Raw genomic sequence first — 25531 nt, 5'->3', positions numbered from 1 at the left:
AAAATCAGGCGATGACCTGGGTGACCGGCATGCCCGAGTCGGCGGGGATCTCCAGGCTGCTCGGGGCGCGTCCGGCCTCGATCACCTGCGCGCCGAGCACAGCGATCATCGCGCCGTTGTCCGTGCACAGCCCCGGACGGGGACGCCGCAGCTCCACCCCGGCTTTTTCGCAGCGTTCGGCCATCAGGGTGCGTAGCCGCGAATTCGCCGCTACTCCGCCACCGAGCACCATGTGTTTGATGCCCAGCTCCTGGCAGGCATCGACGGCCTTGCCGGTGAGCACATCGGCGACCGCCTCCTGGAAGCTCGCGGCCACGTCGTCGACGCTGATCGGCTCGCCGTCGCGTTCGGAGCGCTCGACATACCGCGCGACCGCGGTCTTGAGCCCGGAGAAGGAATAGTCGAAGCGATGCTTGGCCATGTCGTGGCGGGCGGTGAGCCCGCGCGGGAACGCGACCGCCTTCGGATCACCGTCCTGAGCAGCCTTGTCGATCACCGGTCCGCCCGGGTATTCCAGACCGAGCAGCCGCGCCACCTTGTCGTAGGCCTCCCCTGCCGCGTCGTCGATGGTGGTGCCCACCTCGTCGATGTCGCCCGTGATGTCGCGCACCTCGAGCAGCTGGGTGTGCCCGCCCGAGACGAGCAGCGCCAACACCGGGGTCGGCAGCGGGCCGTGGTCGAGAATGTCCACCGCGACGTGGCCGACCAGATGGTTGAGCCCGTAGAACGGCACCTTCAGCACTGACGCGAGCGTTTTGGCAGCGGACAGCCCGACGACCAGCGAGCCCATCAGGCCCGGGCCCGCGGTCACCGCGATCGCGTCCACCTCGCCCAGATCGGTGTCGGCCTTGGCCAGCGCCCGTTCGAGAGTGGGCACCATGGCCTCCAGATGGGCGCGGGAAGCTACCTCGGGCACCACCCCGCCGAAACGGGCGTGCAGTTCGACCGAACTGGCCACCTCGTTGGCGAGCAGTTCGGTGCCGCGCACGATGCCGACACTCGTCTCATCGCAGCTGGACTCGATGCCCAGTACGAGAGGACCGCTCATGCCAGCCACCCGGCGTGGGCGGCCAGCGCAGGATGCTGCAGCGCGCATTCCATGACCACGGCATCATGACCGGCGCCGTAGTAGTCACGACGGCGCAAGATGGCCTGAAAACCGGACGAGCCGTAGAGCGCGAGTGCGGGCGCGTTGTCCCGCCGGACCTCGAGCAGCATCCGGTCGGCGCCGGCGGCCTCGGCCCATTCCTTGCCGACGCTGACCAGCCGGCGGGCCACGCCGTGGCCGCGGTGGGCCGGAGCGACGATGACCCGCAACAGCTCGGCGGTGTCGTAGAGCACACTGAAGCAGGCGACGGCTTCGATGCCGGCCGAATCCCGGCTGACCAGCACCAGTCTGCCGGTGGCGTCCAATTCACTGACCCACGACGCAGCGCTCCAGCGCTGCGGACGATCGAATCCGGACTCTTCAAGGCTCAGCAGTGCATCCAGATCGTTGCGATTTGCGGTAGAGACGATCATCGACCCTCCTGTCGGTAAGCGATGCGCAGCTTCTTTGTCGAAGGCAGCGCCGATTTACGCGTGCGGGGTACCTCAGCATCAGGTTTGCGCAGATAAGCGGGCTCGAGCCCGGTGTCCGGTAGGTGGTCGATCATGGCGGCGGCCAGCGCAGCATCCAACCGGTGCGGCGCACCCGGAGCAATCCGGTCGGCGAACACCTCGGGGTAGACCTCAATGCCCGGGCCGCCGACCGGCAGCAGCGGCAGCCCACCGGGGACCGTCACCGCCGGGCCGGTCTCCCGAATCCCGGACGCGTCGTAGGCTGCCCAGTAGAGCTCCTTGCGGCGAGCATCGGCGGCGACCACCACCGGGGAGTCCGGCCGGGACTCACCGGCGAACCAGGCCGCCGCGATGGCGTCCAGGCTGCCGAAACCGCGCACCGCGACACCGGCGACCAGACCCAGGGTGCGGGCAGTCACGATGCCGATACGCAGCCCGGTGAACGGTCCCGGCCCGATACCGACCGCGATCAGCGACAGGTCGGACGCCGACAGATCGTGGGCTGCGAGCAACTCGTCGATCATCGGCATCAGCTCTTCGACATGCTTGCGGGAGCTGGTTTCGGTGCGCGAATCGACCGGCCGGCCGTCATGGGCCAGTCCGACGTTGATACCGCTTGCGGTGTCGATCGCCAGCACCCATCCGGAAGTAGAACTCACCATTCCTCCTGCACACCGGCGAGCGCCCACAGATCCACCCCACGCCAGCGCGGCCCGATGCCCCGGACGGTCACGATGCGGGTCTCGTCGTCGACGTCACCACTGCGTTCGATATCGATCTCCAGCCGGTCGGTGGCCAGATACTCGGCCAGGCCGGCGCCCCACTCGACCAGGGTGACCGAATCGGCCAGCGTTTCGTCCAGGTCGAGATCATCGAGCTCGGCGGCCGATCCGAGCCGATAGGCGTCGACGTGCACCAGCTGCGGTGCCGTCCCGGTCGAGTGATGGATGCGGCTGAGCACGAACGTCGGCGACGTGACCGGGCCACTCACCTGCAGCCCCTCGGCGATTCCCTGGGTGAGGGTCGTCTTGCCGGCGCCGAGTTCACCATTGGCGACGATCAGGTCGCCGGGAGCCAGCAGCGCAGCCAGCCGGACGCCGAGATGGCGCATGTCGTCCGCGGTGGGAACCACCACCCGGGCGGGCAGCGCGGCAGCGAGAAGCAGCTGATGGTCATCCAGTTCGCGGATCACCTCGAAGCCATAGCCCTGCCACCAGCAGACGACATGCGGCAGTTCACGGCGGGCGATGAGTTGCAGCCGGCGCATGCCGGCATCGGTCGCCAGCTGAGCGGCAGCCACGATCATATGAAAGGCCACCCCATTACGGCGGTGGCCAGGAAGTACGGATACTCGATGCAGCATGCCCGACGGCACGTCTGCATCGGGATGCAGCGAACAGAACAGGCAGCCGACCACACCGGAGTCGTCGGAGGCGATCAATCCGATCTGGGTTGCGATGCGTTCCTCGATGTCTGCCAGCTCGTCACTCATGGCATCAGCCGGCGGATCGAGCGCGTCTCGTGCGCCGAACGCTTGGGTGATCACCTGCTGCATCGTTTCAGCGTCGCCCGGCTCAGCGAGCCGCAACTGCAGCTGCTGGTCGGTCTCGGTTTCGATCACATCGTGCGAGTCTACGCGCGCGCGGGGCGAAGACCGAATCTTGCGGCCCGGAGGGGCCACCGGCAGCAAACGTTTCCCCGCTAGTCGGCTGCCGGCCATCCGGCACCCGATCAGCGGACTGAGAACGTCGGAATCATCCAGAGTTTGCCATTCGGCAAACTCAATGTCATGCCAGGTTTCATCGGTAACCTAAACTGAAGTCGTGCGAGTTGGATTTGTAACCGAGTGCTTCTTGCCGTCAATCAATGGTGTCACCAACTCAGTACTTCGAGCTTTGGAACACCTGAGACGCCGCGGCCATGAGGCTTTGGTGATCGCCCCCAGTGACCCTCGCGGTGTCCCGGAAAGCTATGCGGGCTTTCCTGTTGTGACGACCGCCTCGCTCTATCTGCCCTGGTATCCCGATCTTCGGCTGTCGGCCACCTCCGCGAATTCGCTGCACAAGCTGCTCGCTGATTTCGCTCCTGATGTCGTGCACCTGGCCGCTCCGGTGATTCTCGGTTCGAAAGGGGTGATGGCCGCAGCCGAGTTGGGCGTGCCGAGCGTCGCCCTCTACCAGACCGAGGTACCCCGCTATGCCGTGCAGTACGGATATCCGGCTGCCGAGCCGATCTTCTGGCGGCACCTGCGCAAGCTCCACAACATGGCGACCATCAATCTGGCGCCGTCCAGCTATACCCGTGACCAGCTGATAGCGCACGGGTTCTCACGGGTGGATGTTTGGGGACGAGGCGTCGACACCGAGTTGTTCAGCCCCGACAAGCGTGATCAGGCGCTGCACGATTCGTGGGCCCCGCACGGCGAGGTCGTGGTGGGCTTCATGGGACGCCTGGCTCCCGAGAAACAGGTCAAAGATCTGCGCGCGCTCACCGATCTGCCCGGCGTTCGGCTGGTGATCATCGGGGACGGTCCACAGCGTGCCGAACTCGAGGCCGACCTGCCTGGTGCGGTCTTCGTGGGCATGAAGTCCGGGGAGGAGTTGGCTCGCTGCCTGGCCTCCCTCGACCTGTTCGTTCACCCTGGGGAGTCGGAGACCTTCTGCCAGGCGGTCCAGGAGGCTCACGCGTCGGGGCTGGCTGCCATCGCACCCCGCCGGGGTGGCCCGATCGACCTCATCGATCCGTCACACAACGGCTGGCTGTACCCGCCCGGTGATCTGAGCGCCATGCGCAATCAGGTCGCCGACCTGGTGGGTGACGGCTTCAAGCGGACGATCTTCGGGCAGACCGCCCGCAAGAGGGTCGAAAATCGCACCTGGCCGCGGGTGTGCGACCAGTTGCTCGACTACTACTGCGCAGCGATCGACCTGGGCGTCAGGTCACCGGCCAAGACCGGCTGATCAGCCAGTTCGGCAAGGTGCACCAGCACCTCGGGAATCGCCTGCGCGACAACATCGGGCGGGAACGGGCCGGGCTTGCGGGCCGCAGCCATGGCCTGAACCGACGCCGCGAGCGCTGCCGCCTTCGGGGCGGGCAGTCCCGCAGCCAGCAAGGTGCCGCAGATGCCCGCCAGCACATCACCCGATCCCGCCTGCGCCGTCCATGAGGGGCCGGCGATCGCCAGGGTGACCCGCTTCTCGAACGGATTGGCGATGTACTGGGTGGCGCCCTTGAGCAGCACCGTGGTCTCCCAGCGTTCGGCCGCCTCGTAGGCCTTGCCGACCGGATCGTCCTCCACCTCGGGTCGGCTGATGCCCAACAGCTCGGCCAGCTCCCCGGCGTGGGGGGTGAGCAACGATCCTTCGGGCAGCCGCTTGGGTAGATAGCGCAGCGCATCGGCGTCGATGACCAACGGCACCCCTGATTCCAGGATCGGGCCGAACCGCTGCTCAGCTCCCTCTTCGGACCAGCCGCAGCCGACCAGCCAGGCCTCGACGCGCCCACTGCCGACCGTCACCGACGGCAGCTTGTGCAAGATGAGGTCGGCCAGCCGGTCGGGGCCGGTGAACCGGATCATGCCGGCCCCCGAATAGACCGCGCCGGTCACCGGCAGCACGGCGGCACCGGGATAGCGATCCGAACCGGTATCGATGCCGAGTACACCGCGGGAGTACTTGTCGGTATAGGGCGTCGGCCACGGCCACCAGCGGGCCACATCCATCCGCTGCATCTGACGCAGGTTCGACTTCGGCAGCTCGAGGCCGATGTCGGCCACCTCGACATCCCCGCAGGCGCTGGCTGCCGGCTGCGCGAGATGGCACAGCTTGGGCGCCGCGAAGGTGATCGTCCGGGTGGCGGCGAGGACATGAGCGGGACGATGATGGTCCTCGGCCGCGAGTCCGGAGGGAATGTCGATGGCCAGCACGGGGATCTTCAAGACGTCACACATCTCGGCGAACCAGTGCACATTCTCCGGCAGACCGGTGCGTCCTCCAATGCCCGTGATGCCGTCGATGACCAAGGCGATGTCGGGCAGCAGCCTGCCGACCTCCAAGTCGTTGAGGAAGCGGATGCCGACCTGGCGGGCAGCCACGACGCCCTGCGGGTGGGCTGTGCCGGCGACCGGCCAGACCATCACCTGGCGGCGCCCGTCGCGCACCAGTTTGCGGGCCGCGAACAGTCCATCACCGCCGTTGTTGCCGGGGCCGACCACCACCAGGATGGTGCCGGACGGAACCATCCGCTCCGCCAGTTCGGCCACCTGGTCGGCGGCGCGCAGCATCAGATTGACGTCGGGATTCGCTTCGGCGAACTCCCGTTCGGCAGCGCGGATCTTATCGACTGGCTGAATCCCGATCACGATTACCCCTCACAGATGACAAATGCCGTTGCCAACCCGCCGTCATGGCTCAGTGATAGCCGGATGTTCTGCACTGCGCATTCGGCGGCTCTCGCCGCAACCGTACCGCGAATGACGAACTCGGGGGCGCCATTGGCCGATGTGATGACCTCGGCGTCCAACCAACTCATGCCGCCGGGCGAACCGAGTGCCTTGGCCAACGCTTCCTTGGCGCAGAATCGGGCGGCCAGCGAATCGGCGGACCGCGGTCTGCCGTCGGCGGTGTGGGACTCGGCCGAGTTGAACAGCCGATCCATCAGCCCGGGGTGACGCTCCAGCATGGCCGCGACGCGGTCGACCTGGCAGATGTCGACCCCGATGCCGATGATCATGCCGAGATCACTCGACGGTGACGGACTTCGCCAGGTTGCGGGGCTGATCGACATCGTGGCCGAGCTCGGTCGCCAACTCACAGGCGAGCAGCTGCAGCGGGACGGTCGCGACCAACGGCTGCAGCAGCGTCGAGGTGTGCGGCAGCCGGATGATCAGATCGGCGTCCGCCTCGATGCCGTCGTCCCCGTTCTCGGCCAGGACGATGGTGTGCGCGCCGCGCGCCTTGACTTCCTTGATGTTGCTCAGCACCTTGTCGCGCAGCTGATCGCGGCCGGCCGGCGGCACGACGACGAACACCGGCATGCCCGGCTCGATGATGGCGATCGGCCCGTGCTTGAGCTCGCCGGCGGCGAATCCCTCGGCGTGCTGGTAGGCGATCTCCTTCAGCTTGAGTGCGCCCTCGAGGGCGACCGGGTAGCCGACATGACGCCCGAGGAAGATGAAGTCCTCGGCGCTGGCCAGATCGTGGGCCAGCTGGTAGATCTCGTCGGCGCCGTCCAGCATCTGCTGGATCATCTGCGGGGTGTGCGCCAGCTCGTCGGTGATGACGCGGATCTCGTCGGCGTACTTCATGCCGCGCACCTGGGCGAGGTACAGCCCCAGCAGGTAGCAGGCGGCCAGCTGAGTGAGGAAGCCCTTGGTGGACGCCACACCGATCTCGGGGCCGGCGTGAGTGTAGATGACTGCGTCCGATTCGCGCGGGATCGTGGCGCCGTTGGTATTGCAGATGGCGATGATCTTGGCGCCTTGGATGCGGGCATGCCGGATGGCCATCAGCGTGTCGGCGGTCTCGCCGGACTGACTGATGGTGACGCACAACGTCTGCGGATCGATGATCGGATCGCGGTAGCGGAACTCGGAGGCCACCTCGACCTCGCAGGGCACCCGCGTCCAGTGCTCGATGGCGTATTTGGCGACCATCCCGGCGTAGTAGGCGGTGCCGCAGGCGACGATCACGATCTTGTTGATACGGCGCAGGTCTTCGGGTGAGATGCCGCGCATCTCGTCGAGCACCAGCTCCCCCTTGGAGTTGAAACGACCCAGCAGGGTGTCGGCAACAGCCTTGGGCTGCTCGAAGATCTCCTTGCGCATGAACCAGTCGAAGCCGGCCTTCTCGGCGGCCGAGGTGTCCCAGTCGACGTGGTAGCGGGCGGTCTCGGCCGGCTGGCCGTCGAAGCCGACCACGGTGATGTCATCGGCGGTGATCAGGACGATCTGATCCTGCCCGAGCTCGACCACATCGCGGGTGTGTTCGATGAAGGCCAGCACATCGGAGGCGACGAAGTTCTCGTCCTTCCCGACGCCGACCACCAGCGGGGAGTTGCGGCGCGCCGCAACGACCTCACCCGGACGCGTGACGTCGATCGCGACGAGCGTGAACGCGCCCTGCAGACGCGCGACGACCGCGCGCATCGCGTCGATCAGCCCGTCGGCGCTCTGCAGTTCGGCGGCCAGCAGGTGAGCAACGACCTCGGTATCGGTCTCGGACTTGAAGTGCACGCCCGCCTCGGTCAGCTCGGCGCGCAGATCGGCGAAGTTCTCGATAATGCCGTTGTGGACCACGGCCACTCGGCCGTCCGCGGAGACGTGCGGGTGCGCGTTCTCATAGGTGGGTGCACCGTGGGTGGCCCATCGGGTGTGCCCGATGCCCTGATGGGCTACGGGGAAGTCAACAGTCGCCAGTTCGGCTTCGAGATTGGCGAGTTTGCCGGCCTTCTTCGCAACACTCAGCCGGCCGTCAGCGACCACCGCGATGCCCGCCGAGTCGTATCCGCGATACTCCAGACGCCGCAGTCCCGAGATGATGACATCACGCGCATCGCGAGGGCCGACGTAGCCAATGATTCCACACATGGGGGAGAGTCTAAGGTATGCCTGGTAGTCGCAGCACACGCACCCGCCCGCTAGGCTGTCCCTCGTGTCCAGAGCCGGGAGTCTCGAGCCGTGAGTAGTCCATGGGTGACCCTGTTACGCCAGACGTGGGCAGATCTCGCCACCGACGGCCAGCTGACGCTGAACACTGCCACGGTCGAAAGGCTGCGCGGCCTGCAGGATCCGACCGATGAACGCGACGTCACCGAGGTCTACCTGCCCCTGGCGCAGCTGTTGAATCTCTACCGCATCAACCATGATCAGCTCTACGCCGATTCGTACGGGTTCTTGAAGATCGCCCCCACCCGAACGCCGTTCATCATCGGAGTGGCCGGCTCGGTTGCGGTGGGTAAATCGACGTCGGCGCGCCTCTTGCGGGAGCTTCTGAGGCAATCGGCCGGCCATCCGAGGGTCGAATTGGTGACCACCGATGGATTCCTGTACCCGAATTCGGTTCTGGAAGCCCGCGGCATCCTCGACCGCAAGGGCTTCCCGGAAAGCTATGACCGCCGCGCGCTGCTGGATTTCGTCATCGCCGTGAAATCGGGTGTCGCCGAGGTCACGGCGCCGGTCTACTCCCATGTCATCTATGACATCGTCCAGGGTGAGAGGATCGTCGTCACGCGCCCGGACATCTTGATCGTGGAAGGCCTGAACGTATTGCAGCCGGCCCCGGCCGGACGAGGCGATCTGGCGGTCAGCGATTTCTTCGATTTCTCGGTCTATGTGGACGCCGACGAATCCGATATCCGCGACTGGTATGTAGCGCGATTCATGGCGCTGCGCGACACCGCATTCCGCGATCCCACCAGCTTCTTCCGTTCCTATGCCGAGCTGTCCGACGAAGAGGCGGTATGGCAGGCGCGCGAGGTCTGGGACACCATCAACAAACCGAACCTCGTCGAGAACATCGAACCGACCCGCGACCGCGCCACCGCGATCCTGCGCAAGGGCAGCGATCACGTGATCTCCGAGGTGCGGATCCGGCGGATCTAGCCGTCGGCGACCTCGGCCCGCGGCAGTTCCACGGCAGCTGTTTCACCGGCAGCCAGCTGGGAGCCGTTGCGGGACGGCTGGTGGTTCTGCGCACCGGTAGTTTCGACGGCATCGGGTCCGTCGCCGGAGATGATCAGCGGTTCATCGGCTTGGACGGCGGTACCCAGCTGGGCCTCCAGCCGGTCGAGCACCGTCCGGAGTTCATTGATGGTCGCCTCCACCCCGGCCCGTTCACCGCCGGTCGCCATGTATTCCAGCGCACGCTCGTGGTCGCGTTCCTTGTACGCCTCGTCCAGGCTGTTGATGACGATGCCGACCACCAGGTTCACCACGATATAGGTGCCGATGAGCAGGAAAGAGATCACATACGGCACCGCGAACGGGCTGACCTGACGCAGGTCATGCAGCGTCTGGTTCCAGCCTTCCAAGGTGAGCAGCTCGAACATCGTCAGCATGGCTTCGCCGATGTTGTCGAAGTAGCCCGGAATGTCGGCATTCCCATGGTCACGAAACGCCATCCAACCGACCACCGCATACAGATAGCACAGCAGTACGGTCAGGGCCGCCAGCGACAGCGCGGGTCCTGCTGCCCGGCGCAGCCCGCGCAGCAGCACACGCGAATCGGGCATGATGCGCAATAGTCTGCTGACCCGAAGCAGCCGGATCACCCGCAGCGCCGTGGCGCTGGTCGACACCCCGGGAATGAAGCAAACCGCCACCACCAGGAAGTCGAAGGTATTCCAACTCGACCTGAAGAAGCGGCGCGGGTCCAGCCCATCGGCGGCGAAACGCACCACCAGTTCGATCACGAAGATCGTCACGAAGATCCAGTCCAGGCGCATCAGCACACCGGAGACCCAGCCGTCGAGCGTGAAGGTGTTGATGCCGATGATGACGGCATTCGCGACGATTGCGCCGATGATGAACGACTGGAAGAAACGCGACCGGACGAGGCGATCTGGCGGTCAGCTCTGCCAAGCCGGCATCGGCTCGGCGGGTGGGCGGGGCTGGGGGAACGGCACGGCCCTTACAGAGCGAGGCGGCTCGCGACCAAGCCCGCGAGTTGCTCGGCGACCTGCTGGGCGTTCTCGGCGGTGGACGCTTCGACCATCACGCGAACCAGCGGCTCGGTGCCCGACGGACGCAGCACCACGCGCCCGCTCATGCCCAGCTTGTTGTTGGCCTGGGTGACCGCACGAGTGATCTCGGGGTCGACGCCGGCCCGCATCTTGTCGACATTCGGCACGTTGATCATGACCTGCGGCAAGGTGGTCATCACCGAGGCCAGCGAGGCCAGCGAGCGCCCCGACCGTGCCACCCGGGCCGCGACATGCAGCCCGGTCAGCACACCGTCGCCGGTATTCGCATACTCGCTGATGATGACGTGGCCGGACTGCTCACCGCCCAGCGTGAATCCGTTCTGAGCCATCGCCTCCAGCACGTAGCGATCGCCCACCCGAGTCTGCTCGACCTGGATGCCGTGCTCGCGCATCGCGATGATCAGCCCGAGGTTGCTCATGATGGTGGCGACCAGGGTGTTGTTGTGCAGCTTGCCCTGCTCCTTGAGATCCAGTGCCAGGATCGCCATGATGTGGTCGCCGTCCACGACGGCACCGGTCGCGTCCACGGCCAGGCAGCGGTCGGCGTCGCCGTCCAGTGCGATACCCAGGTCGGCGCCGTGCTCGACGACCGCCGCCTGCAGTCCCTCGATGTGGGTCGAGCCGGCGTTGTCGTTGATATTGAGGCCGTCGGGAGTGTTGTTGATCCCGACGACGGTGGCGCCGCTGGCCTCGAAGGCGGGCCCGGCGGTATAGGACGCGGCGCCGTTCGCGGCGTCGATGACCACCTTCAGGCCATCCAGCCGCACGCCTTCCAGGCTGGCGACCAGCGCGTCGATGTAGGTCTGGCGCAACGCATGTCCCTCGTCGGTGGTGATGCGTCCTACGTCACCGGCGATCGGGCGCTCCCACTGCTCGTTGAGGCGTTCCTCGATGGAGTCCTCGATCGAGTCGTCCAGCTTGACGCCGCCACGCTGGAAGAACTTGATGCCGTTGTCGGGCATCGGATTGTGGGAGGCCGAGAGCATCACTCCCAGGTCGGTGCCCTGCGTGTTGACCAGGTAGGCCAAGCCGGGGGTCGGCACGATACCGACATCGATGACGTCCACACCGGTACTGGCCAGCCCCGCGTTCACCGCGGCTGACAGCAGCTGGCCGGATATCCGAGTGTCACGTCCCACCAGCGCGGTGGGACGCCGGCCCGTGAATGCGCCGGCCTCACCCAGTACCTTGGCGGCTGCTGCGGACAGTTCCATGGCGAGTTCGGCAGTGAGGTCGGCATTGGCGACTCCACGCACTCCGTCGGTTCCAAAAAGTCGTGCCATAGGGGCTAAGCGTAATGGCCAGCCGCCCCGCTGTGTAAAACGGGCTGAAACGCAACACAGCCGACCGCGTGGGCGATCGGCTGTGTTGAGCAGGTATCGAAGATCAGCGCTTCGAGTACTGCGGGGCCTTACGGGCCTTCTTGAGGCCGGCCTTCTTGCGTTCCTTGATGCGGGCGTCGCGGGTCAGCAGGCCTGCCTTCTTCAGGGCAGGACGGCTGGCCTCGGTGTCGATGGCGTTGAGCGCGCGGGCGATGCCCAGGCGAAGCGCCCCGGCCTGGCCGGTCACGCCGCCACCGTTGATGCGGGCAATCACGTCGTAGGAATCCACCACGCCGGCGGTGACGAACGGCTCATTGATCGACTGCTGATGCACCTTGTTGGGGAAGTACTCCTCCAGCGGGTGGCCGTTGATCGACCACTTGCCGGTGCCGGGCACCAGGCGGACGCGGGCGATGGCTTCCTTGCGACGGCCGGTGCCCTGCCCGGCAGCGATCACTGCTGGACGGGAGGTCGAGGCGACCTGGGCAGAGCCCGCCGAATCTGCACGGTAGGCGATCTCACGGTTCTCTTCGTCCACGAACGGGGTCGTGGTGGCTTCGAGGTCTTCGGTCTGAGTCTCGGACACGGTCAAATCCTTGTTGTTGTGCGCGCTCACTGCGCGATCTGGGTGATCTCGTAAGGCTGCGGCTGTTGCGCAGCGTGCGGGTGATCGGGTCCGGAGTAGACCTTGAGCTTGGACATCTGCTGACGGCTCAGCTTGTTCTTCGGCATCATGCCCCAGACAGCCTTCTCGACCAGTGCGCGGGGATCGTTATCACGAAGCTCGCCGGCGGTGCGGGTGCGCAGGCCGCCCGGACGCCCCGAGACGGTGTAACGCTTGGAGTCGGTGGCCTTGTTGCCGGTCAGCGCGACCTTGGACGCATTGACGATGATGACGAAGTCGCCGCCGTCCATGTGCGGGGCGAAAGTCGGCTTGTTCTTGCCGCGCAGCAGCCCAGCCACCGTGGTGGCCAAGCGTCCGAGCACGACGTCTGTGGCATCGATCACGAGCCAATTCCTGGTGATCTCACCAGGCTTCGGGCTGTAAGTAGTCACGGTTAGTGCGTCTTCCGGTTGTGGTGGTCACGAACACACGGGCGCAGGCTCGCGTGAACACGCTTCAATGGCCGCCCCCATTCTTCCTGGGACCCGGCGCCACTCGGGCACCGCGCGGGAACGACCGTTTTCAACTTTAGCCAGCTGCCGCGCTCACGTCAAAATGACAGCTGCGTCAAAACGACAGTTCCTCCACCGCCGCGATGACCCTGTCGCGAGCGGGGGCTGCCATCGTGGATGCGTAGTCCTTGGTCAGATGATCATGATCCATCCAGACCAGCACATTGCCGATCACCACTGGGCATTCGTCGTCCGGACAGTACAGATCGGTGAAGTCGAGATTGCGGTATCCCGGACGATCGTCCCACGCCTCGGCCGGGCTCACGGGAGCCAGCAGTTCGCTGGTCGGCACGGTGCAGCTTTCACGAGAGTCACGCTGCCGTGTCCAGCAGTCGACCGGGCTGGTCTCGAAACGCGGCGTGTCGCGGATACCGACCACCGCGATGTCCTGGTCGAGCAGCGGTGCGACGACGTCGTCGAAACCGAGAGGAGCGTGCTCACCATCAGCGCTGCCGACTTCAGTTCGGGTGGCCATCGTGACTACGACATCGGGACCTACCTCGAGCAAGTAGCGCAGGAACGCGGCACTGGTCTGCGGACACGGGTCCGGCCCCCCGATACCGAAGCTGCAGCCGGGCTGAAGCAGCGCGACCAGTTGCCAGTTCCGCTCCTCGGCGATCGGCAGCAGCGCGGCGAGCAGCTGCTGAGCGTGCGAGCTACCCACCACGACGACGGTGCGCGACGGCAGGAAGATGGTCGGTGTCTGCCAGCAATAGCCCGGGCCCATGTCTTCGATGGGGGCGAATCTGCCGGAGCAGGCTTCGGACAACCTCATCCACTGGTCGTCCAACTCCCCCCACTTCCGGCAGGACCGGTGCCCCGGGATCGCCCTGGTAGACGAAGTCGTCCATCAACGACCGAGCGCCCGGATTGTTGCGCTCGAAATCGGCGCGGGCCTGCTCTGTCTCCTGCCGAAGACGCGACGTCTCGAAGCTGATCCAGCCGCCCACCGCAGTCGCGGTGACCATCACGATGAACGCAACGACCGCGGCCATGTGCTTGGTGGTGGCCTCCGCCCAACGCCAGCGGCGCAACGGCTCGTCGATGAACCTGGTCAGCACCACGGCCAGGCCGATCGAGCTCAGCACCAACAGCGCGCCCGGAACGAGGGCCACGTCCAGCTGGCCGGTGACGGCCCGGTAGGTGGTCAGAATCGGCCAGTGCACCAGGTAAAGCGCATAGGCCGAATCACCCAGCCGCTGCACCGGCGACCAGCTCAAGAAACGATCGACGCCGAGCGCGGAGCCGGACGATCCGGCGATCATGATCGCGGCGGCCGAGCCCAGCGGCCACAAGGCGATCCAGCCCGGGAAGACACCTTGGACATCGAGCACGATGCCGCACAAGATCATGCCCGCCAGCCCGACCCAGCCGAGCGTGACGCGGGTCCACTTGGGCGATCTCACGAAGGGAATCGTCAGGGCCAGCAGCGAGCCGAACGCGAACTCCCACAGTCTCGCTCCGGTGTCGAAATAGGCGTGCTGCTGGTCGGCTTTGGTGATGTAGACCGAATAGGCCAGCGAGCCGGCGAAGAGCAGGCCGAACAGCACTGCCAGCACCCTCACCGGACGCCAGCCCATCTTGCGGCAGATCAGCCACGCCAACCCGAAGATCAACGGCCAGATCAAGAAGACCTGGCCCTGCACGGACAACGACCAAAAATGCTGGAAGGGCGAGGCCAGCGATTCGTCGGCGGCGTAGTAATCGGCCTGCACCGCCGCCAGTTGCCAGTTCTCCACATAGAACAGAGCCGCCAACCCGTCCCCCCGGTAGGCCCAGACCGCCCACTCCGGGTACCACAGACCGAGCGCGATCGAGGTCAGCAGGATCGTTGCCGCGGCCAACGGCAGCAGCCGTTTGAAGGTGTGCAGCCAGTAACGTCCGATCGCCAGCGGTCTGCCATTCTCGGACTTACGGACGAATGACAACGTCATGAAGAAGGCAGAGATGAGCAGGAAGATGTCGACACCGCCGGACACGCGTCCGATGAAGACGTGATAGACGACCACCATCAGCACCGCGATGGCGCGCAGGCCCTGCACCTCGGGCCGGAAGCCCGAGTAGCGGTTGACGACCTGAGAATCTGATGGCACGCAGCGAGGCTACCCAACGATCCTGAGGAGCCACGAATACGGGGCATGCCCGCGGCGTTTTCGATGACAAACTGATATCGGCCAGATGACCGGAATGCTTGCGGCAGGCCACCAGGCGCGGCAATGTTGGGTCATGGCTTCAAAGACGAGCACCCAAGCACCCAAGGTGACCTCTCCGGCAGACATACGCAACGTGGTCCTGGTCGGATCTGCTGGTTCGGGCAAGACCACATTGTTCGAGAACCTGATCAAGACGCGTATCCCCGGATATCGCGGCGAGAAGGAAAGCGCGGAGCGCTCCGCAGCGTTGACGCTGGCCACGATCACCACCGGGCAATCCACCGTCATCAACCTGCTGGATGCGCCGGGCAACCCCGACTACGTCGGCGAGTTGCGCGCCGGACTGCGCGCCGCCGATGCCGCACTGTTCGTCGTGAGTGCCGCCGATGGCATCGATGCCATCACCCAGATCCTGTGGTCCGAGTGTGCGGGCGCCGGGGTGCCGCGCGCGATCGTGGTCACCAAGCTCGATACCGAGCACGCCAGCTTCGAGCAGACCGTGCAGCGTTGCCAGGAGATCTTCGGGGCCGGCGTCCATCCGTCCTATCTGCCGTTCGTCGGCGAGGATGACCAGATCGTCGGCAACCTGTCATTGCTGAGCCAGAAGGTGCACGACTACTCCTCGGGCACGCGGGTGGCGCGCGCCGCGAGCCCTGCCGAACTGGCGGCGATCGCCGACTTCCGCACCGACTACGTCGAGTCGATCATCACCGAGTCCGAGGACGACGAACTTCTGGAACGCTACTTCGAGGGCGATGAGCTGGCCGTCGACGAAGTCGTCACCAACTTGATGAAGGCGCTCTACCACGGCAAGTTCTACCCGGTGATTCCGGTCACCACGACCGGTGTCGGCACCGAAGAACTCATCGGGGTGATCGACCGCGGCTTCCCGACTCCACTGCGCTACCAGCCGCCGATGATGGCCGACCTATCGGGCGACCCCATAGATCCGCCGGAGGTGGACCCCGACGGCCCGGTGCTCGCCGAGGTCATCCGCACCACCTCCGACCCGTACGCGGGCCGGCAGTCGATGGTCCGCGTGTTCAGCGGCACACTGCGCCCCGATTCGGCAGTTCACATCGCAGGGCATCGCGAACAACTGCAGGGCGTGACCAACTCTCATCATCCGGACCATGACGACGAGGAGCGGGTCGGGCTGCTGAGCGCGCCGAACGGCCTCGATCTGTATCCCAAGGAGTCGGCGATCGCCGGCGAGATCGTCATGGTCGCCAAGCTGGCCACCGCCGAGACCGGCGACACCATTTCGGATCCCGGCCATCCGGTGGTCATCGAGCCTTGGCTGCTGCCCGAACCGCTGTTGCCGGTGGCGATCCGCGCGGCGAGCCGCAACGACGAGGACAAGCTCGCCGGCGCACTGCAGCGCCTGGTGGTCGAGGACATCACCATTCGGCTGGAACGAGCCGCCCGCACCGACCAACTTCTGCTGTGGACGATGGGCCAGGCTCACCAAGACCTCCTGATGAACCGGTTGCGCGACAAGTACGGTGTCAACATCGTGGCCGATCAGATCCGCACCGCATTGCGGGAAACCTTCATCGCTCCCGCGACCGCCCACGGACGTCACGTCAAGCAGTCGGGCGGGCACGGCCAGTACGCGGTCTGCGATATCCGGGTCGAGCCCAACGAGCGCGGGGCCGGTTTCGAGTTCATCGATCGGGTCGTCGGAGGCGCCGTGCCACGCCAGTTCATCCCTTCGGTGGAGAAGGGCGTGCGGGCCCAGCTCGAGAAGGGCACGCTCACCGGCTACCCGATGGTCGACGTCAAGGTGACGCTGTACGACGGCAAGGCACACTCGGTCGATTCGTCCGACATGGCTTTCCAGTCGGCCGGCGCGCTGGCCTTGAAAGAAGCGGCCTCCGCGTCCACGGTGACACTGCTGGAGCCGGTCGACGAGGTGACGGTGACGGTTTCGGACGAGTATCTGGGGTCCGTGATGACCGATCTGAGCAACCGTCGCGGGCAGGTGCTCGGCACTGACGCGAATGATGAGGGCAAGTCCATCGTCCGGGCACTGGTGCCGCAGAGCGAACTCAGCCGCTACGCGATCGACCTGCGCGGCCTGGCCCGCGGGTCCGGCAGCTTCACCCGCGTCTTCCACGGCTACGAGCTGATGCCGCAGAACCTGGTGCAGGAGTACATGAAGTCCTGACTCGACCCGGTCAGCCGATCAGTGGGTGCGGTGGCCTCCCGTCATGGGAAATCGCCGCACCCACTGACCATATTCAGACTGACCATATTCACACCGATCACGTTCGCGCTGATCACGTTCATGCGATGAACGTGGCTCACCACCGCAGCGGTGCTCAGGCTCGACGTGAGTCTCCCGCGCAGCCGACCCGACAGCGTGTACGCCGGCGATTCAGCCCCACTGAACCAGCGAGGTCTGGTACGCCGCGCGGGGATCGTCCTTGTCGAGCACGTCCTTGCCGAAGGGGAACGCGGTCACCGGGATCATCATGATCGAGACGACAGCGTTGGCGATGCCGACGATGGTCACTGCCTGGGTCAGCGCGGTGACGATATGCAGGACGACCAGAATCCAGCCGACGGTGACGAACCAGATGGCGTTCATCACCGCGGACCCGGCGCCGGCGTTGGGCTTCTTCACCACGATCGAGCCGAATGGCCACAGCACGTAGCGGGCCATCCGGAACGACGCGATGCCCACGGGAATGGTGATGATCAGCAGGCAGGCGATGATGCCCGCGACGAAGTAGGCTGCGGCGAGCCAGATGCCGCCGAGAAAGAGCCAGATCAGGTTCAGGAGGGTACGCACATTTCAATCGTGCCAGACAGACCTGCGATGCACCGCGAATGCCGGGGGAACCCGGGAGAATCAGGGGCGACGAGCCACTAGTCTGATCACCATGCCTGATGCGCGCGAACGAGGACTGCCGGGGGTTGTTTCGTACGTGCGCCGCAGCCCCCGCATGAACCCGGGCCAGCAGCGCACCCTCGTCCGGCTCGCCTCGCGTTATCTGATCGAGGTGCCTCGTGGCGATCTGAGCACATCGCTCGCCTCCGATGCGCAGGTGCACTGGGACGCCGAGTTCGGCCACCCGACCGGCACAGCCGATTCGCCGGTATTCGTGGAGATAGGTTCGGGCACCGGGGATGCGCTGCTGGCCTGCGCTCTTGCGCATCCCGAGGCGAATGTGATCGGTTTCGAGGTCTACGAGCGCGCGGTCGCCAGCACCATGTCGAAGCTTGCCGCGGCCGGAGTGAGCAATGTGCGGCTGATGACCGTGGACGCTGTACAGGCGCTGGACCAGCTCTTCGCGCCGGCCTCCATCACCCGGTTGTCGGTCTTCTTTCCCGACCCGTGGCCCAAGAAGCGGCATCACAAGCGACGCCTGGTCTCCCCTGCTTTCGCCGAACTTGTGGTCAGTCGGTTGGCGGTCGGCGGTCAGTGGTGGCTGGCGACGGATTGGCCGGACTACGCCGAACAGATGCGTGAGGTGCTGGACGCCACCGTCGGATTGGTCAACGACTACCCGGCCGCGGGTGGTTGGGCGCCACGGCCCGCCGAGCGCCCGATCACCAAGTTCGAACAACGCGGGTTGGCGTCCGGGCGACCGGTCCTCGACCTGGCATACCGGAGGATCTCGTGAGCACCCGGACGCCGGCCACTACCGAGGCAGACAGCGAGGCGCCGCGGTGGGCCCCAGCGCAGTTGGATGCGTCGAACAAGCCGGCCCGGCGCTGGCGGCTGGACCTCGCCTATGACGGCAAGGGTTTTCACGGCTGGGCGGTTCAAGACGGGTTACGCACCGTACAGGGCACCCTTGAGGAGTGGATCAGTACTGTGCTCCGCACCGCCGAGCCGGTGCAATTGACCGTGGCCGGACGCACCGATGCCGGCGTCCACGCCCGTGGCCAGGTCGCCCATCTCGACCTGGCCAGGCAATACGATGCCGCTCATCTGGCCGAGCGACTGCTTCGAGTGCTCCCCGACGACGTGGTGGTGCGCCGGGTATCTCGTGCTCCCGACGGCTTCGACGCGCGTTTTTCCGCGATCTGGCGGCACTACGTCTACCGGCTGTGGGATGCCGGTTCGCGCCCCGACCCGTTGCTGCGAGGTCATGTGGTGCGGGTGCGTGAGCGGCTCGACCTCGAGGCGATGAATCAGGCGGCCGCAATGCTGATCGGGCTGCGGGATTTCGCGCCGTTCTGCCGGCGCAACGACTTCGGCACGTCCATCCGCCACTTGACCCATTTCGAGATGACCAGAACCGACGACGACACGCAGCTGATCGAATGCCACGTTCAGGCCGATGCTTTCTGCCATTCCATGGTGCGCTCGCTGGTCGGGGCTGTGTGGGCAGTTGGTGCCGGGCGCCGCGATCTGGCGTGGCTGGAAAGAGTGGCGGCCCATCCGGTACGGCACAACGATGTCTACGTGATGCCCGCGCATGGCCTGTGTCTGGAGCGGGTCGGCTATCCTCCGGACGACCAATTGGCCGACCGGGCCGAGCAGGCCCGATCGTTGCGGACACCACAGGAGGTGGATCGATGAGTCACTATTTCGAAACCCCGGCATCGCAGGCGTCCCGGCACCTGGTGCACGCCACGATCTGGGATCACGACTACGAGTTCACGTCGGCCCCGGGAGTCTTCAGCTCCCACCGGCTCGACCTCGGGACACGGGTGCTCTTCCGCACCACCGAGCCCCCCGGCCCTGACGCGACGCGACTGCTCGACCTGGGCTGCGGATTCGGACCCATCGCCGTGGCACTGGCAACCGAATGCCCTGATGCCCGGGTGGACGCAGTCGACGTCAACGATCTGGCTCTCCAGCTGACCAGGGAGAACGCCGAGGCCTTGGGGGTCGGTGATCGAGTGCACGCTTCGCGTCCGGAGGAGCTGGCGTCCAGCGACGCGAGCTACGACGAGATCTGGTCGAATCCGCCGATCCGGATCGGCAAGCAGGCGCTCCACGAGATGCTGTCGACCTGGCTGCCCAGGCTGCGTCCCGGCGGACTGGCCTGGCTGGTCGTGGGCAAGAACCTCGGCGCCGACTCGTTGCAGTCCTGGCTCAACACCGAGGGCTGGCAGGCCGACCGAATTGGTTCGGCGAAGGGCTTCCGGGTTTTCCGCGTAGAGCGAACCTGACCTTATTGGTACCCATGCCGCCTAGGGTGAACGGAGAACTGTACGACTAGCACAGGAGGTCATCATGGGTTTGGGCGACGACATCAAGAACAAGGCTCAAGAGGTCGGCGGAAAAATCAAGGAAGGCGTCGGGAGCGCTAGCGACAATGAGCGTCTCGAGGCCGAGGGCAAAGCCGACCAGGCCAAGGCAAAGGCCAAGCAGGCAGCCGAACAGATCAAAGATGCTGTTAAGGATGCTGCCGACGACCTGAAGGACTGAACCCCAATCCTGATCAGTCCGGAATAAACGCGGGGCCGGGCGTCGCTTTACAAGTTGACGGCGCCCGGCTTCGGCATTTCCGGGACCACAACCAGACCCCGCATGGGAGAGGAAAGAAGCGACTATGGCCATTTACACCCTGCCCGATCTCGACTATGACTACAGCGCGCTGGAGCCCTATATCAGCGCCGAGATCATGCAATTGCACCATGACAAGCATCACAAGGCCTATGTTGATGGCGCCAATACCGCACTGGACAAGCTGGCGGAGGCGCGCGACAAGGGCGAGTTCGGAGCAATCAGCAAGCTCGAGAAGGATCTCGCCTTCAACCTCGGTGGCCACACCAATCACAGCGTCTTCTGGAAGAACCTCGCCCCGAGCGCTCCCGAGCGTCCCGATGGCGAACTCGCTGCCGCTATCGACGAGTACTTCGGCACTTTCGAAGGCTTCCGCGCCCAGTTCAGCGAAGCCGCCAAGTCGATCCAGGGATCGGGTTGGGGCGCACTGGTCTACGATCCCATCGCGGGCCGTCTCAACACCTTGGCCTTCTACGATCAGCAGAACAACCTGCCGGTGGGCTCGGTCCCGCTGCTGTTGCTCGACATGTGGGAGCACGCCTTCTACCTGCAGTACAAAAACGTCAAGGCAGACTATGTGACTGCGTTCTGGAACATCGTCAACTGGAGCGACGTCGCCGAACGCTTCGCGAAGGCTTCGGCCAAGTAAGCACCTGATTCATCGCTGTCTCCAAGCGCCCTCGTCCTCGTGGACGGGGGCGCTTTGCTGTGTTCGCAGCCTTCATCGTCGCCGGAATCCGCGGGGCACCGGTACCCATCTGAGAGATGTTCAGAAATAGCAGGCAGCGCTGACTAGGCATTATGTACAACTCTTCAGTTTTTCTTGGATTATTCTCAGGTTTCAACTAGGCTTACGTCTTGTCCGAGCCGTCCAGCGCACTGGAGAAACGAATCCATGAAACGATCCGTCACCATAGCCGTCGCAGGCGTCGTGACCGTGGCATCCCTGAGCATCGGTGGAATCGCCAGCGCCGCCAACAAGGCTGTGGAGCTCACGATCGACGGACAGCAGCAAGTCGTGCACGTCTGGGGCACGACGGTGCAGGATGTCCTGGACGCCAACGGCATCCAGATCAACGATGCCGATGAGCTCAGCCCGGCCGCGAACACCCCCCTCAGCGACGGCACCGAAGTGACGGTCAAATATGTGCGTCCGGTCACCGTGATCACCGATGGCGTCTCGCAGACCTACTGGACCACCGCCACCACCGTGCAGGATGCCCTCGCTGAGATCGGCCTGCACGATCCGGCCACCCGCCTGTCGGTCGATCGGTCCACTCCGCTGGGCCGCGAGGGTCTCACCCTCACCGCCAGCACCCCGAAGACGGTCCACCTCACCGTGGACGGCCAGACCATCGATACTGTCACCACCGCGGCCGACGTCAAGAGCCTGCTGAACGAAGCCGGCATCCGGTTGGGCAGCAACGACCGCGTCACCCCGGATCGCACCGCCACGCTCACCGAGGGCACCACGGTGCAGGTGCAGCGGGTCGATGTCTCCGAAGTCAACCAGACCGAGAAGATCGACTATCAGAGCGTACGCACCGAGGATTCGACGCTGGCCAAGGGCGTCACCAAGGTGACCACCGAGGGCAAGGCCGGTGAGAAGAAGGTCATCTACCAGGTGACCACCGTCGACGGCACCGAGGAATCGCGCACCGCGCTGAGCGAAGAGGTCATCACCCAGCCTGTTGACGAGCAGGTCAGCGTCGGCACCAAAGCCACCAGCTACACCGGCAGCCACGCCGATTGGATGTCGGCAGCTGGCATCGCCGAGTCGGATTGGTCGGCTGCAGAGATCTTGGTCCAGCGCGAATCCAGCTGGAATCCGAGTGCGGTCAACGCATCGAGTGGCGCCTGCGGCCTAGTGCAGTCACTGCCCTGCTCCAAGCTCGGGCCCAACTGGACCGACCCGGTCGTCGCGCTCAAGTGGGGCGACCAGTACGTGAAAGAACGCTATGGCGGCTGGCAGCAAGCACTGGCGCATTCATACTCCTATGGCTGGTACTGACCGCAAGCTCCGCCTGCGGGTTCCGAGGCGACTGAGCTGGCCGAGCATCGCACAGCGATGCACATACTGAGGATCGGAGAGACCCTTGAGGATCAACAAGAAGACCGTGGTCGGGATCGTGGCCGGCACCGTCGTCGCAAGCTCTCTGGGCTTCGGCAGCTACGCCAGCGCCATGAACAAGGATGTGACACTCAGTGTCGACGGTGGACCCTTGGCGGTCACCGTGTGGGGCAGCAGCGTCCAAGATGTGCTGGATGCCAACGACATCGATCTCACCGACAAGGACGAGGTCAGCCCAGCGGCCGGCGATCAGGTTTCCGATGGCGACACGATCACCGTCAGGTACGCGCGTCAGCTGACCGTCATCGCCGACGGCGACAAGCAGACCTACTGGACGACCGCCACCACCCTGGACGACGCACTCGCCGAGATCGGTCTGCACGATCCCGACCTGCGGCTGTCTGTGGATCGTTCGATGCCACTGGGACGCGAGGGCCTGACCGTCACCGCAACCACCCCGAAGGACGTCCAGATCACCGTGGACGGCCAGACGATCTCAGGCCGCTCAGCCGCTGCGACGGTCGCCGACCTGCTCGCTGAGCAGGGCATCACCGTGAGCGCCGATGACCGCATCACTCCGGGAGCCGATGCGCTGGTAACGGCCGGGCTGAGCGTGACCGTGCAGCGGGTCGAGACCTCCGAGGAGACCGTCAGCGAGCGGATCGACTATCAGACCGTCAGCACCGAGGATTCGAGCCTGGCCAAGGGCACCACTCAGGAAGTGACCGCGGGCAAGGAAGGCGAGAAGAGCGTCGTCTACAAGATCGTCAAGGTTGATGGACAGGAAGAGTCGCGGACCGTCATCTCCGAGTCCGTGGTGAGCGAGCCGGTCACCCGCGAGGTGAAGGTCGGCACGAAGGTCACCACCTCGTCCGGCAATACCGGTGCAGCGGCGCCGGCTGTCAGTAGTGGAAGCACCTGGGACGCCATCGCGCAATGCGAGTCGGGCGGCAACTGGGCCATCAACACCGGCAACGGCTACTACGGCGGTCTGCAGTTCAGCGCCTCGACCTGGGCCGCCTACGGTGGCACTGCGTACGCACCGACCGCCTCACAGGCCACCCGCGAGCAGCAGATCGCGATCGCCGAGAAGGTCCAGGCAGCCCAGGGTTGGGGCGCTTGGCCGGCCTGCACGGCCAAGCTCGGGCTGAGGTGAGCTGCTCCTTCGCCGATTCATGATTGCCAGTAGGGGCTGTGCGGACCATGCCGCACAGCCCCTACTGCATCTTTGTTGGGTTCCAGATGTCTGTTGGGTTCCAGGGCCCGAACCGCCCCACTGAACTCCGCGCCCGGTGACTCAGCCGCGGTCGTGGAAGCCACGGAAGACCCAGCGTGGCACCGGCCTTCCGGAAAGCCACGACTTCCACACCTCGTAGGTGACCGGCCCGGCAAGACCGAGCCGGATCAGACCGCCCGTCCAGAAGTGCACCGGCCGGGGATCACTGAGCGGCATGAAACTCACCTTCCCGGCGCGATGACCGGCTCGTGAGGCACAGACGTCCAGGGTCTCGCCCCGGTAGCTGACCCGAAGCCAGGTGTGGCCGTTGCGCCAGCTCTCGGTGCCGGGCCGCTCCGGGTCGAAATGCACATGCCTGGCGTGCACAGCCTGCACGTCGTAGCCCAGACCCGACAAGACGCGCGCCAAGCCCAGGTTGTACTGCTCGGAGAACCCGCGGCTGTTCTTGAACGCCAGTCCGGAGTTCTCCCACAGATGCCAGACCGAGTAGCGGGTGAACTTCTCGTTGACCAGGCGGGTCGCGAAATCCACCAGCTCCCAACCGTCCAATCGCGATTCCAGGCAGTCCTCGAGGGCTTCGTGGAGATCGCGGACATCGCGCGGAAGATTCATCGCAGGTTTGGGTGCCCGCAGCACCACGGGCGTGAAGGCCGCCGCTGCGAGGCCCGCCACCGGGGCCAACCACCATGCGCACTTGGAGTTCATCGTGCTCGCCTGCCTTTCTCCGCAGCCTGCTCGTGTATATCCATCATGCGCGAAATCGGCCTGCTCCAATCGAATTCGCACGCATGTGACCGGGCCGCGATGCGCACCTGCGCCGACAGCCGGCCGGCCAGCCGTTCGATGGCGTCTGCAATGCCGGACGAGTCGGGGCTGCCCCACTCGCCACAGCGGGAGGTGATCAGTTCGCTGGCTCCCCCGCGGTCGGAGGTGACCACCGGCGTTCCGCAGGCCAGCGCCTCGAGTACCGCAAGACCGAAGGTCTCCGTCGGGCTGACGGACAGCGAGATATCGGAGCGGGCCAGCCTGCGGGCGACCTCCTCGCGTCCGGCGACGAAACCGTGGAAGTGGACCGGAGCATGACCGGCCTGCGCCTGCAGAGCCTTGAGATCGGGCCCGGTGCCGCACATGTGCAGGTCGAAATCCACTCCCCTGCGGTGCAGTTCGGCGGCCGCCGCCACCGCCAGTTGCGGATGCTTCTCATGCGACATCCGGCCCGCGTAGCACAGCTGCAACGCCCGCTCGCCGCCGCTCGGGGCGCCCTTGTCGGGATTGAATATCGCCAGGTCCACACCCAGCGGCACCTGCCGCAGATCAACGTCCAGCCCCGACCATTCGCCCGCCGAGTAGTCGGAGGTCACCACGATGATGTCGAAACTCCTGGCCAGACGACGGTTCATCATCAACCGAACCGCGGGTTTCGCGATCGTGCCCGACCGCATCCAGCCCGATGCCATGTCGTCCAGCCGTTCGTGGCTGAACAACACCGAACCCACGCCGCGCCGCGCAGCCCAGCGTCCGACACCCGACAGCGTCCACTTGTCGGAGCATTCCACCGACGTGGGCGAGAATCGCCCCAGCATGTCGAAGACCCGATGGGGCTCCGCGATCATGCGGTAAGTGGACGATACCTTCGGCGCCCGCACCTGCACGATGGTGCCCATCTCGGTGTCCGTGATGCAATCCCGCGGCCCGGGAATGATCAGCATCCTGTCGGCGCCGCTGGCCAGATAGCCGCGGCCCAGCTCGTCGATGGCGATCTTCATACCGCCCGAGGTCTCGCTGACGAAGTTGGCGAGCTGGGCTATCCGTAGCCGAGCCATTCACGCCTCCCTGATCAGA

General features: G+C 65.5%; 25 protein-coding genes and 1 pseudogene. 10 read left to right on the top strand and 16 right to left on the bottom strand.

Annotation, left to right across the window (positions count from 1 at the left end):
- Positions 1 to 4 precede the first annotated feature (4 nt).
- Genes tsaD through tsaE form a run of 4 tightly spaced genes read right to left on the bottom strand, consistent with a single transcriptional unit; the run spans position 5 to position 3181 of the window.
- Positions 5 to 1048, bottom strand: a complete 1044-nt coding sequence (tsaD, locus tag QUE25_RS11210) for a tRNA (adenosine(37)-N6)-threonylcarbamoyltransferase complex transferase subunit TsaD (protein WP_286265010.1) — start codon at positions 1046 to 1048, stop codon at positions 5 to 7.
- The gene (locus tag QUE25_RS11205) at positions 1045 to 1521 is read right to left on the bottom strand and encodes a GNAT family N-acetyltransferase (RefSeq protein WP_286265008.1); all 477 of its coding nucleotides are present in this window, start codon (positions 1519 to 1521) and stop codon (positions 1045 to 1047) included. Before QUE25_RS11205 ends, tsaD begins: the two co-directional genes overlap by 4 nt.
- Positions 1518 to 2219, bottom strand: coding sequence for a tRNA (adenosine(37)-N6)-threonylcarbamoyltransferase complex dimerization subunit type 1 TsaB (gene tsaB, locus QUE25_RS11200; RefSeq protein ID WP_286265006.1), 702 nt, complete (start codon positions 2217 to 2219; stop codon positions 1518 to 1520). Before tsaB ends, QUE25_RS11205 begins: the two co-directional genes overlap by 4 nt.
- A complete protein-coding gene (tsaE, locus tag QUE25_RS14765) occupies positions 2216 to 3181 on the bottom strand; it encodes a tRNA (adenosine(37)-N6)-threonylcarbamoyltransferase complex ATPase subunit type 1 TsaE (protein ID WP_340312695.1) in 966 nt (321 codons plus the stop codon). Before tsaE ends, tsaB begins: the two co-directional genes overlap by 4 nt.
- Before the next feature lie 202 nt (positions 3182 to 3383).
- Between tsaE and QUE25_RS11185 the strand changes: the two genes are divergently transcribed.
- The gene (locus tag QUE25_RS11185; protein WP_286265005.1) at positions 3384 to 4520 is read left to right on the top strand and encodes a glycosyltransferase family 4 protein; all 1137 of its coding nucleotides are present in this window, start codon (positions 3384 to 3386) and stop codon (positions 4518 to 4520) included.
- On the opposite strand, the gene QUE25_RS11180 is transcribed toward QUE25_RS11185, so the two are convergent.
- From QUE25_RS11180 to glmS, 3 genes are read right to left on the bottom strand one after another with little or no spacing between them, the layout of a single operon-like run.
- On the bottom strand, positions 4469 to 5920 hold the full coding sequence (locus QUE25_RS11180) for an NAD(P)H-hydrate epimerase (protein WP_286265003.1): 1452 nt from the start codon (positions 5918 to 5920) through the stop codon (positions 4469 to 4471). The genes QUE25_RS11185 and QUE25_RS11180 overlap by 52 nt on opposite strands.
- 2 nt (positions 5921 to 5922) lie before the next feature.
- Positions 5923 to 6291: a holo-ACP synthase gene (locus tag QUE25_RS11175; protein ID WP_286265000.1), complete on the bottom strand. Its 369-nt coding sequence runs from the start codon at positions 6289 to 6291 to the stop codon at positions 5923 to 5925.
- A gap of 7 nt (positions 6292 to 6298) precedes the next feature.
- A complete protein-coding gene (glmS, locus tag QUE25_RS11170) occupies positions 6299 to 8146 on the bottom strand; it encodes a glutamine--fructose-6-phosphate transaminase (isomerizing) (protein WP_286264998.1) in 1848 nt (615 codons plus the stop codon).
- A 90-nt stretch (positions 8147 to 8236) separates the two neighbouring features.
- Between glmS and coaA the strand changes: the two genes are divergently transcribed.
- Positions 8237 to 9160: a type I pantothenate kinase gene (gene coaA, locus QUE25_RS11165; RefSeq protein ID WP_286264996.1), complete on the top strand. Its 924-nt coding sequence runs from the start codon at positions 8237 to 8239 to the stop codon at positions 9158 to 9160.
- Here coaA and QUE25_RS11160 read toward each other — a convergent pair.
- The 6 genes and pseudogenes from QUE25_RS11160 to QUE25_RS11135 form a co-directional block, all read right to left on the bottom strand.
- Positions 9157 to 10089, bottom strand: a pseudogene (locus tag QUE25_RS11160) (ion transporter); the annotation flags it as partial. The gene coaA and the pseudogene QUE25_RS11160 overlap by 4 nt on opposite strands.
- Before the next feature lie 98 nt (positions 10090 to 10187).
- Entirely contained in the window at positions 10188 to 11543 is a 1356-nt protein-coding gene (gene glmM / locus QUE25_RS11155) for a phosphoglucosamine mutase (protein ID WP_286264994.1), read from the bottom strand.
- A gap of 103 nt (positions 11544 to 11646) precedes the next feature.
- On the bottom strand, positions 11647 to 12168 hold the full coding sequence (rpsI, locus tag QUE25_RS11150) for a 30S ribosomal protein S9 (protein WP_286264992.1): 522 nt from the start codon (positions 12166 to 12168) through the stop codon (positions 11647 to 11649).
- 26 nt (positions 12169 to 12194) lie between these two features.
- Positions 12195 to 12638: a 50S ribosomal protein L13 gene (rplM, locus tag QUE25_RS11145; protein WP_286264990.1), complete on the bottom strand. Its 444-nt coding sequence runs from the start codon at positions 12636 to 12638 to the stop codon at positions 12195 to 12197.
- A 175-nt stretch (positions 12639 to 12813) separates the two neighbouring features.
- The gene (locus QUE25_RS11140; protein WP_286264988.1) at positions 12814 to 13422 is read right to left on the bottom strand and encodes an SGNH hydrolase domain-containing protein; all 609 of its coding nucleotides are present in this window, start codon (positions 13420 to 13422) and stop codon (positions 12814 to 12816) included.
- Positions 13415 to 14851: an acyltransferase family protein gene (locus tag QUE25_RS11135; protein ID WP_286264986.1), complete on the bottom strand. Its 1437-nt coding sequence runs from the start codon at positions 14849 to 14851 to the stop codon at positions 13415 to 13417. Before QUE25_RS11135 ends, QUE25_RS11140 begins: the two co-directional genes overlap by 8 nt.
- Positions 14852 to 14984: 133 nt before the next feature.
- Between QUE25_RS11135 and QUE25_RS11130 the strand changes: the two genes are divergently transcribed.
- The gene (locus QUE25_RS11130) at positions 14985 to 17081 is read left to right on the top strand and encodes an elongation factor G-like protein EF-G2 (RefSeq protein WP_286264984.1); all 2097 of its coding nucleotides are present in this window, start codon (positions 14985 to 14987) and stop codon (positions 17079 to 17081) included.
- Positions 17082 to 17291: 210 nt separating this feature from the next.
- Here QUE25_RS11130 and QUE25_RS11125 read toward each other — a convergent pair whose 3' ends face one another.
- Complete coding sequence (locus tag QUE25_RS11125; RefSeq protein WP_286264983.1) at positions 17292 to 17708, bottom strand: YccF domain-containing protein; 417 nt, start codon at positions 17706 to 17708, stop codon at positions 17292 to 17294.
- 91 nt (positions 17709 to 17799) lie between these two features.
- Between QUE25_RS11125 and trmB the strand changes: the two genes are divergently transcribed.
- From trmB to QUE25_RS11090, 7 genes are all read left to right on the top strand, one after another.
- The gene (gene trmB / locus QUE25_RS11120) at positions 17800 to 18543 is read left to right on the top strand and encodes a tRNA (guanosine(46)-N7)-methyltransferase TrmB (RefSeq protein ID WP_286264981.1); all 744 of its coding nucleotides are present in this window, start codon (positions 17800 to 17802) and stop codon (positions 18541 to 18543) included.
- A gap of 62 nt (positions 18544 to 18605) precedes the next feature.
- A complete protein-coding gene (truA, locus tag QUE25_RS11115) occupies positions 18606 to 19448 on the top strand; it encodes a tRNA pseudouridine(38-40) synthase TruA (RefSeq protein ID WP_286268549.1) in 843 nt (280 codons plus the stop codon).
- Complete coding sequence (locus QUE25_RS11110; RefSeq protein WP_286264980.1) at positions 19445 to 20044, top strand: class I SAM-dependent methyltransferase; 600 nt, start codon at positions 19445 to 19447, stop codon at positions 20042 to 20044. The genes truA and QUE25_RS11110 overlap by 4 nt, the downstream gene beginning before the upstream one ends.
- 64 nt (positions 20045 to 20108) lie before the next feature.
- Positions 20109 to 20303 (top strand): CsbD family protein, encoded by a 195-nt coding sequence (locus QUE25_RS11105; protein ID WP_286264978.1) that lies wholly within the window; start codon positions 20109 to 20111, stop codon positions 20301 to 20303.
- Between the two features lie 124 nt (positions 20304 to 20427).
- Positions 20428 to 21030, top strand: coding sequence for a superoxide dismutase (locus tag QUE25_RS11100; protein WP_286264976.1), 603 nt, complete (start codon positions 20428 to 20430; stop codon positions 21028 to 21030).
- Between the two features lie 246 nt (positions 21031 to 21276).
- Entirely contained in the window at positions 21277 to 22392 is a 1116-nt protein-coding gene (locus QUE25_RS11095) for a resuscitation-promoting factor (protein ID WP_286264974.1), read from the top strand.
- Positions 22393 to 22477: 85 nt separating this feature from the next.
- Complete coding sequence (locus QUE25_RS11090) at positions 22478 to 23608, top strand: resuscitation-promoting factor (RefSeq protein WP_286264972.1); 1131 nt, start codon at positions 22478 to 22480, stop codon at positions 23606 to 23608.
- Positions 23609 to 23749: 141 nt separating this feature from the next.
- On the opposite strand, the gene QUE25_RS11085 is transcribed toward QUE25_RS11090, so the two are convergent.
- Both QUE25_RS11085 and QUE25_RS11080 read right to left on the bottom strand, forming a co-directional pair.
- Positions 23750 to 24394 carry a hypothetical protein gene (locus tag QUE25_RS11085; RefSeq protein ID WP_286264971.1) on the bottom strand — a complete coding sequence of 215 codons (645 nt, stop codon included), beginning with the start codon at positions 24392 to 24394 and terminating at the stop codon, positions 23750 to 23752.
- Complete coding sequence (locus QUE25_RS11080; RefSeq protein WP_340312694.1) at positions 24391 to 25512, bottom strand: glycosyltransferase; 1122 nt, start codon at positions 25510 to 25512, stop codon at positions 24391 to 24393. The genes QUE25_RS11085 and QUE25_RS11080 overlap by 4 nt, the downstream gene beginning before the upstream one ends.
- Between the last annotated feature and the right edge of the window lie 19 nt (positions 25513 to 25531).

It is taken from the genome of Brooklawnia propionicigenes, assembly GCF_030297015.1.
Classification (GTDB): domain Bacteria; phylum Actinomycetota; class Actinomycetes; order Propionibacteriales; family Propionibacteriaceae; genus Brooklawnia; species Brooklawnia propionicigenes.
Note: the sequence above shows the minus strand (reverse complement) of the source record. Positions and strands in the feature narration are given on the sequence as shown.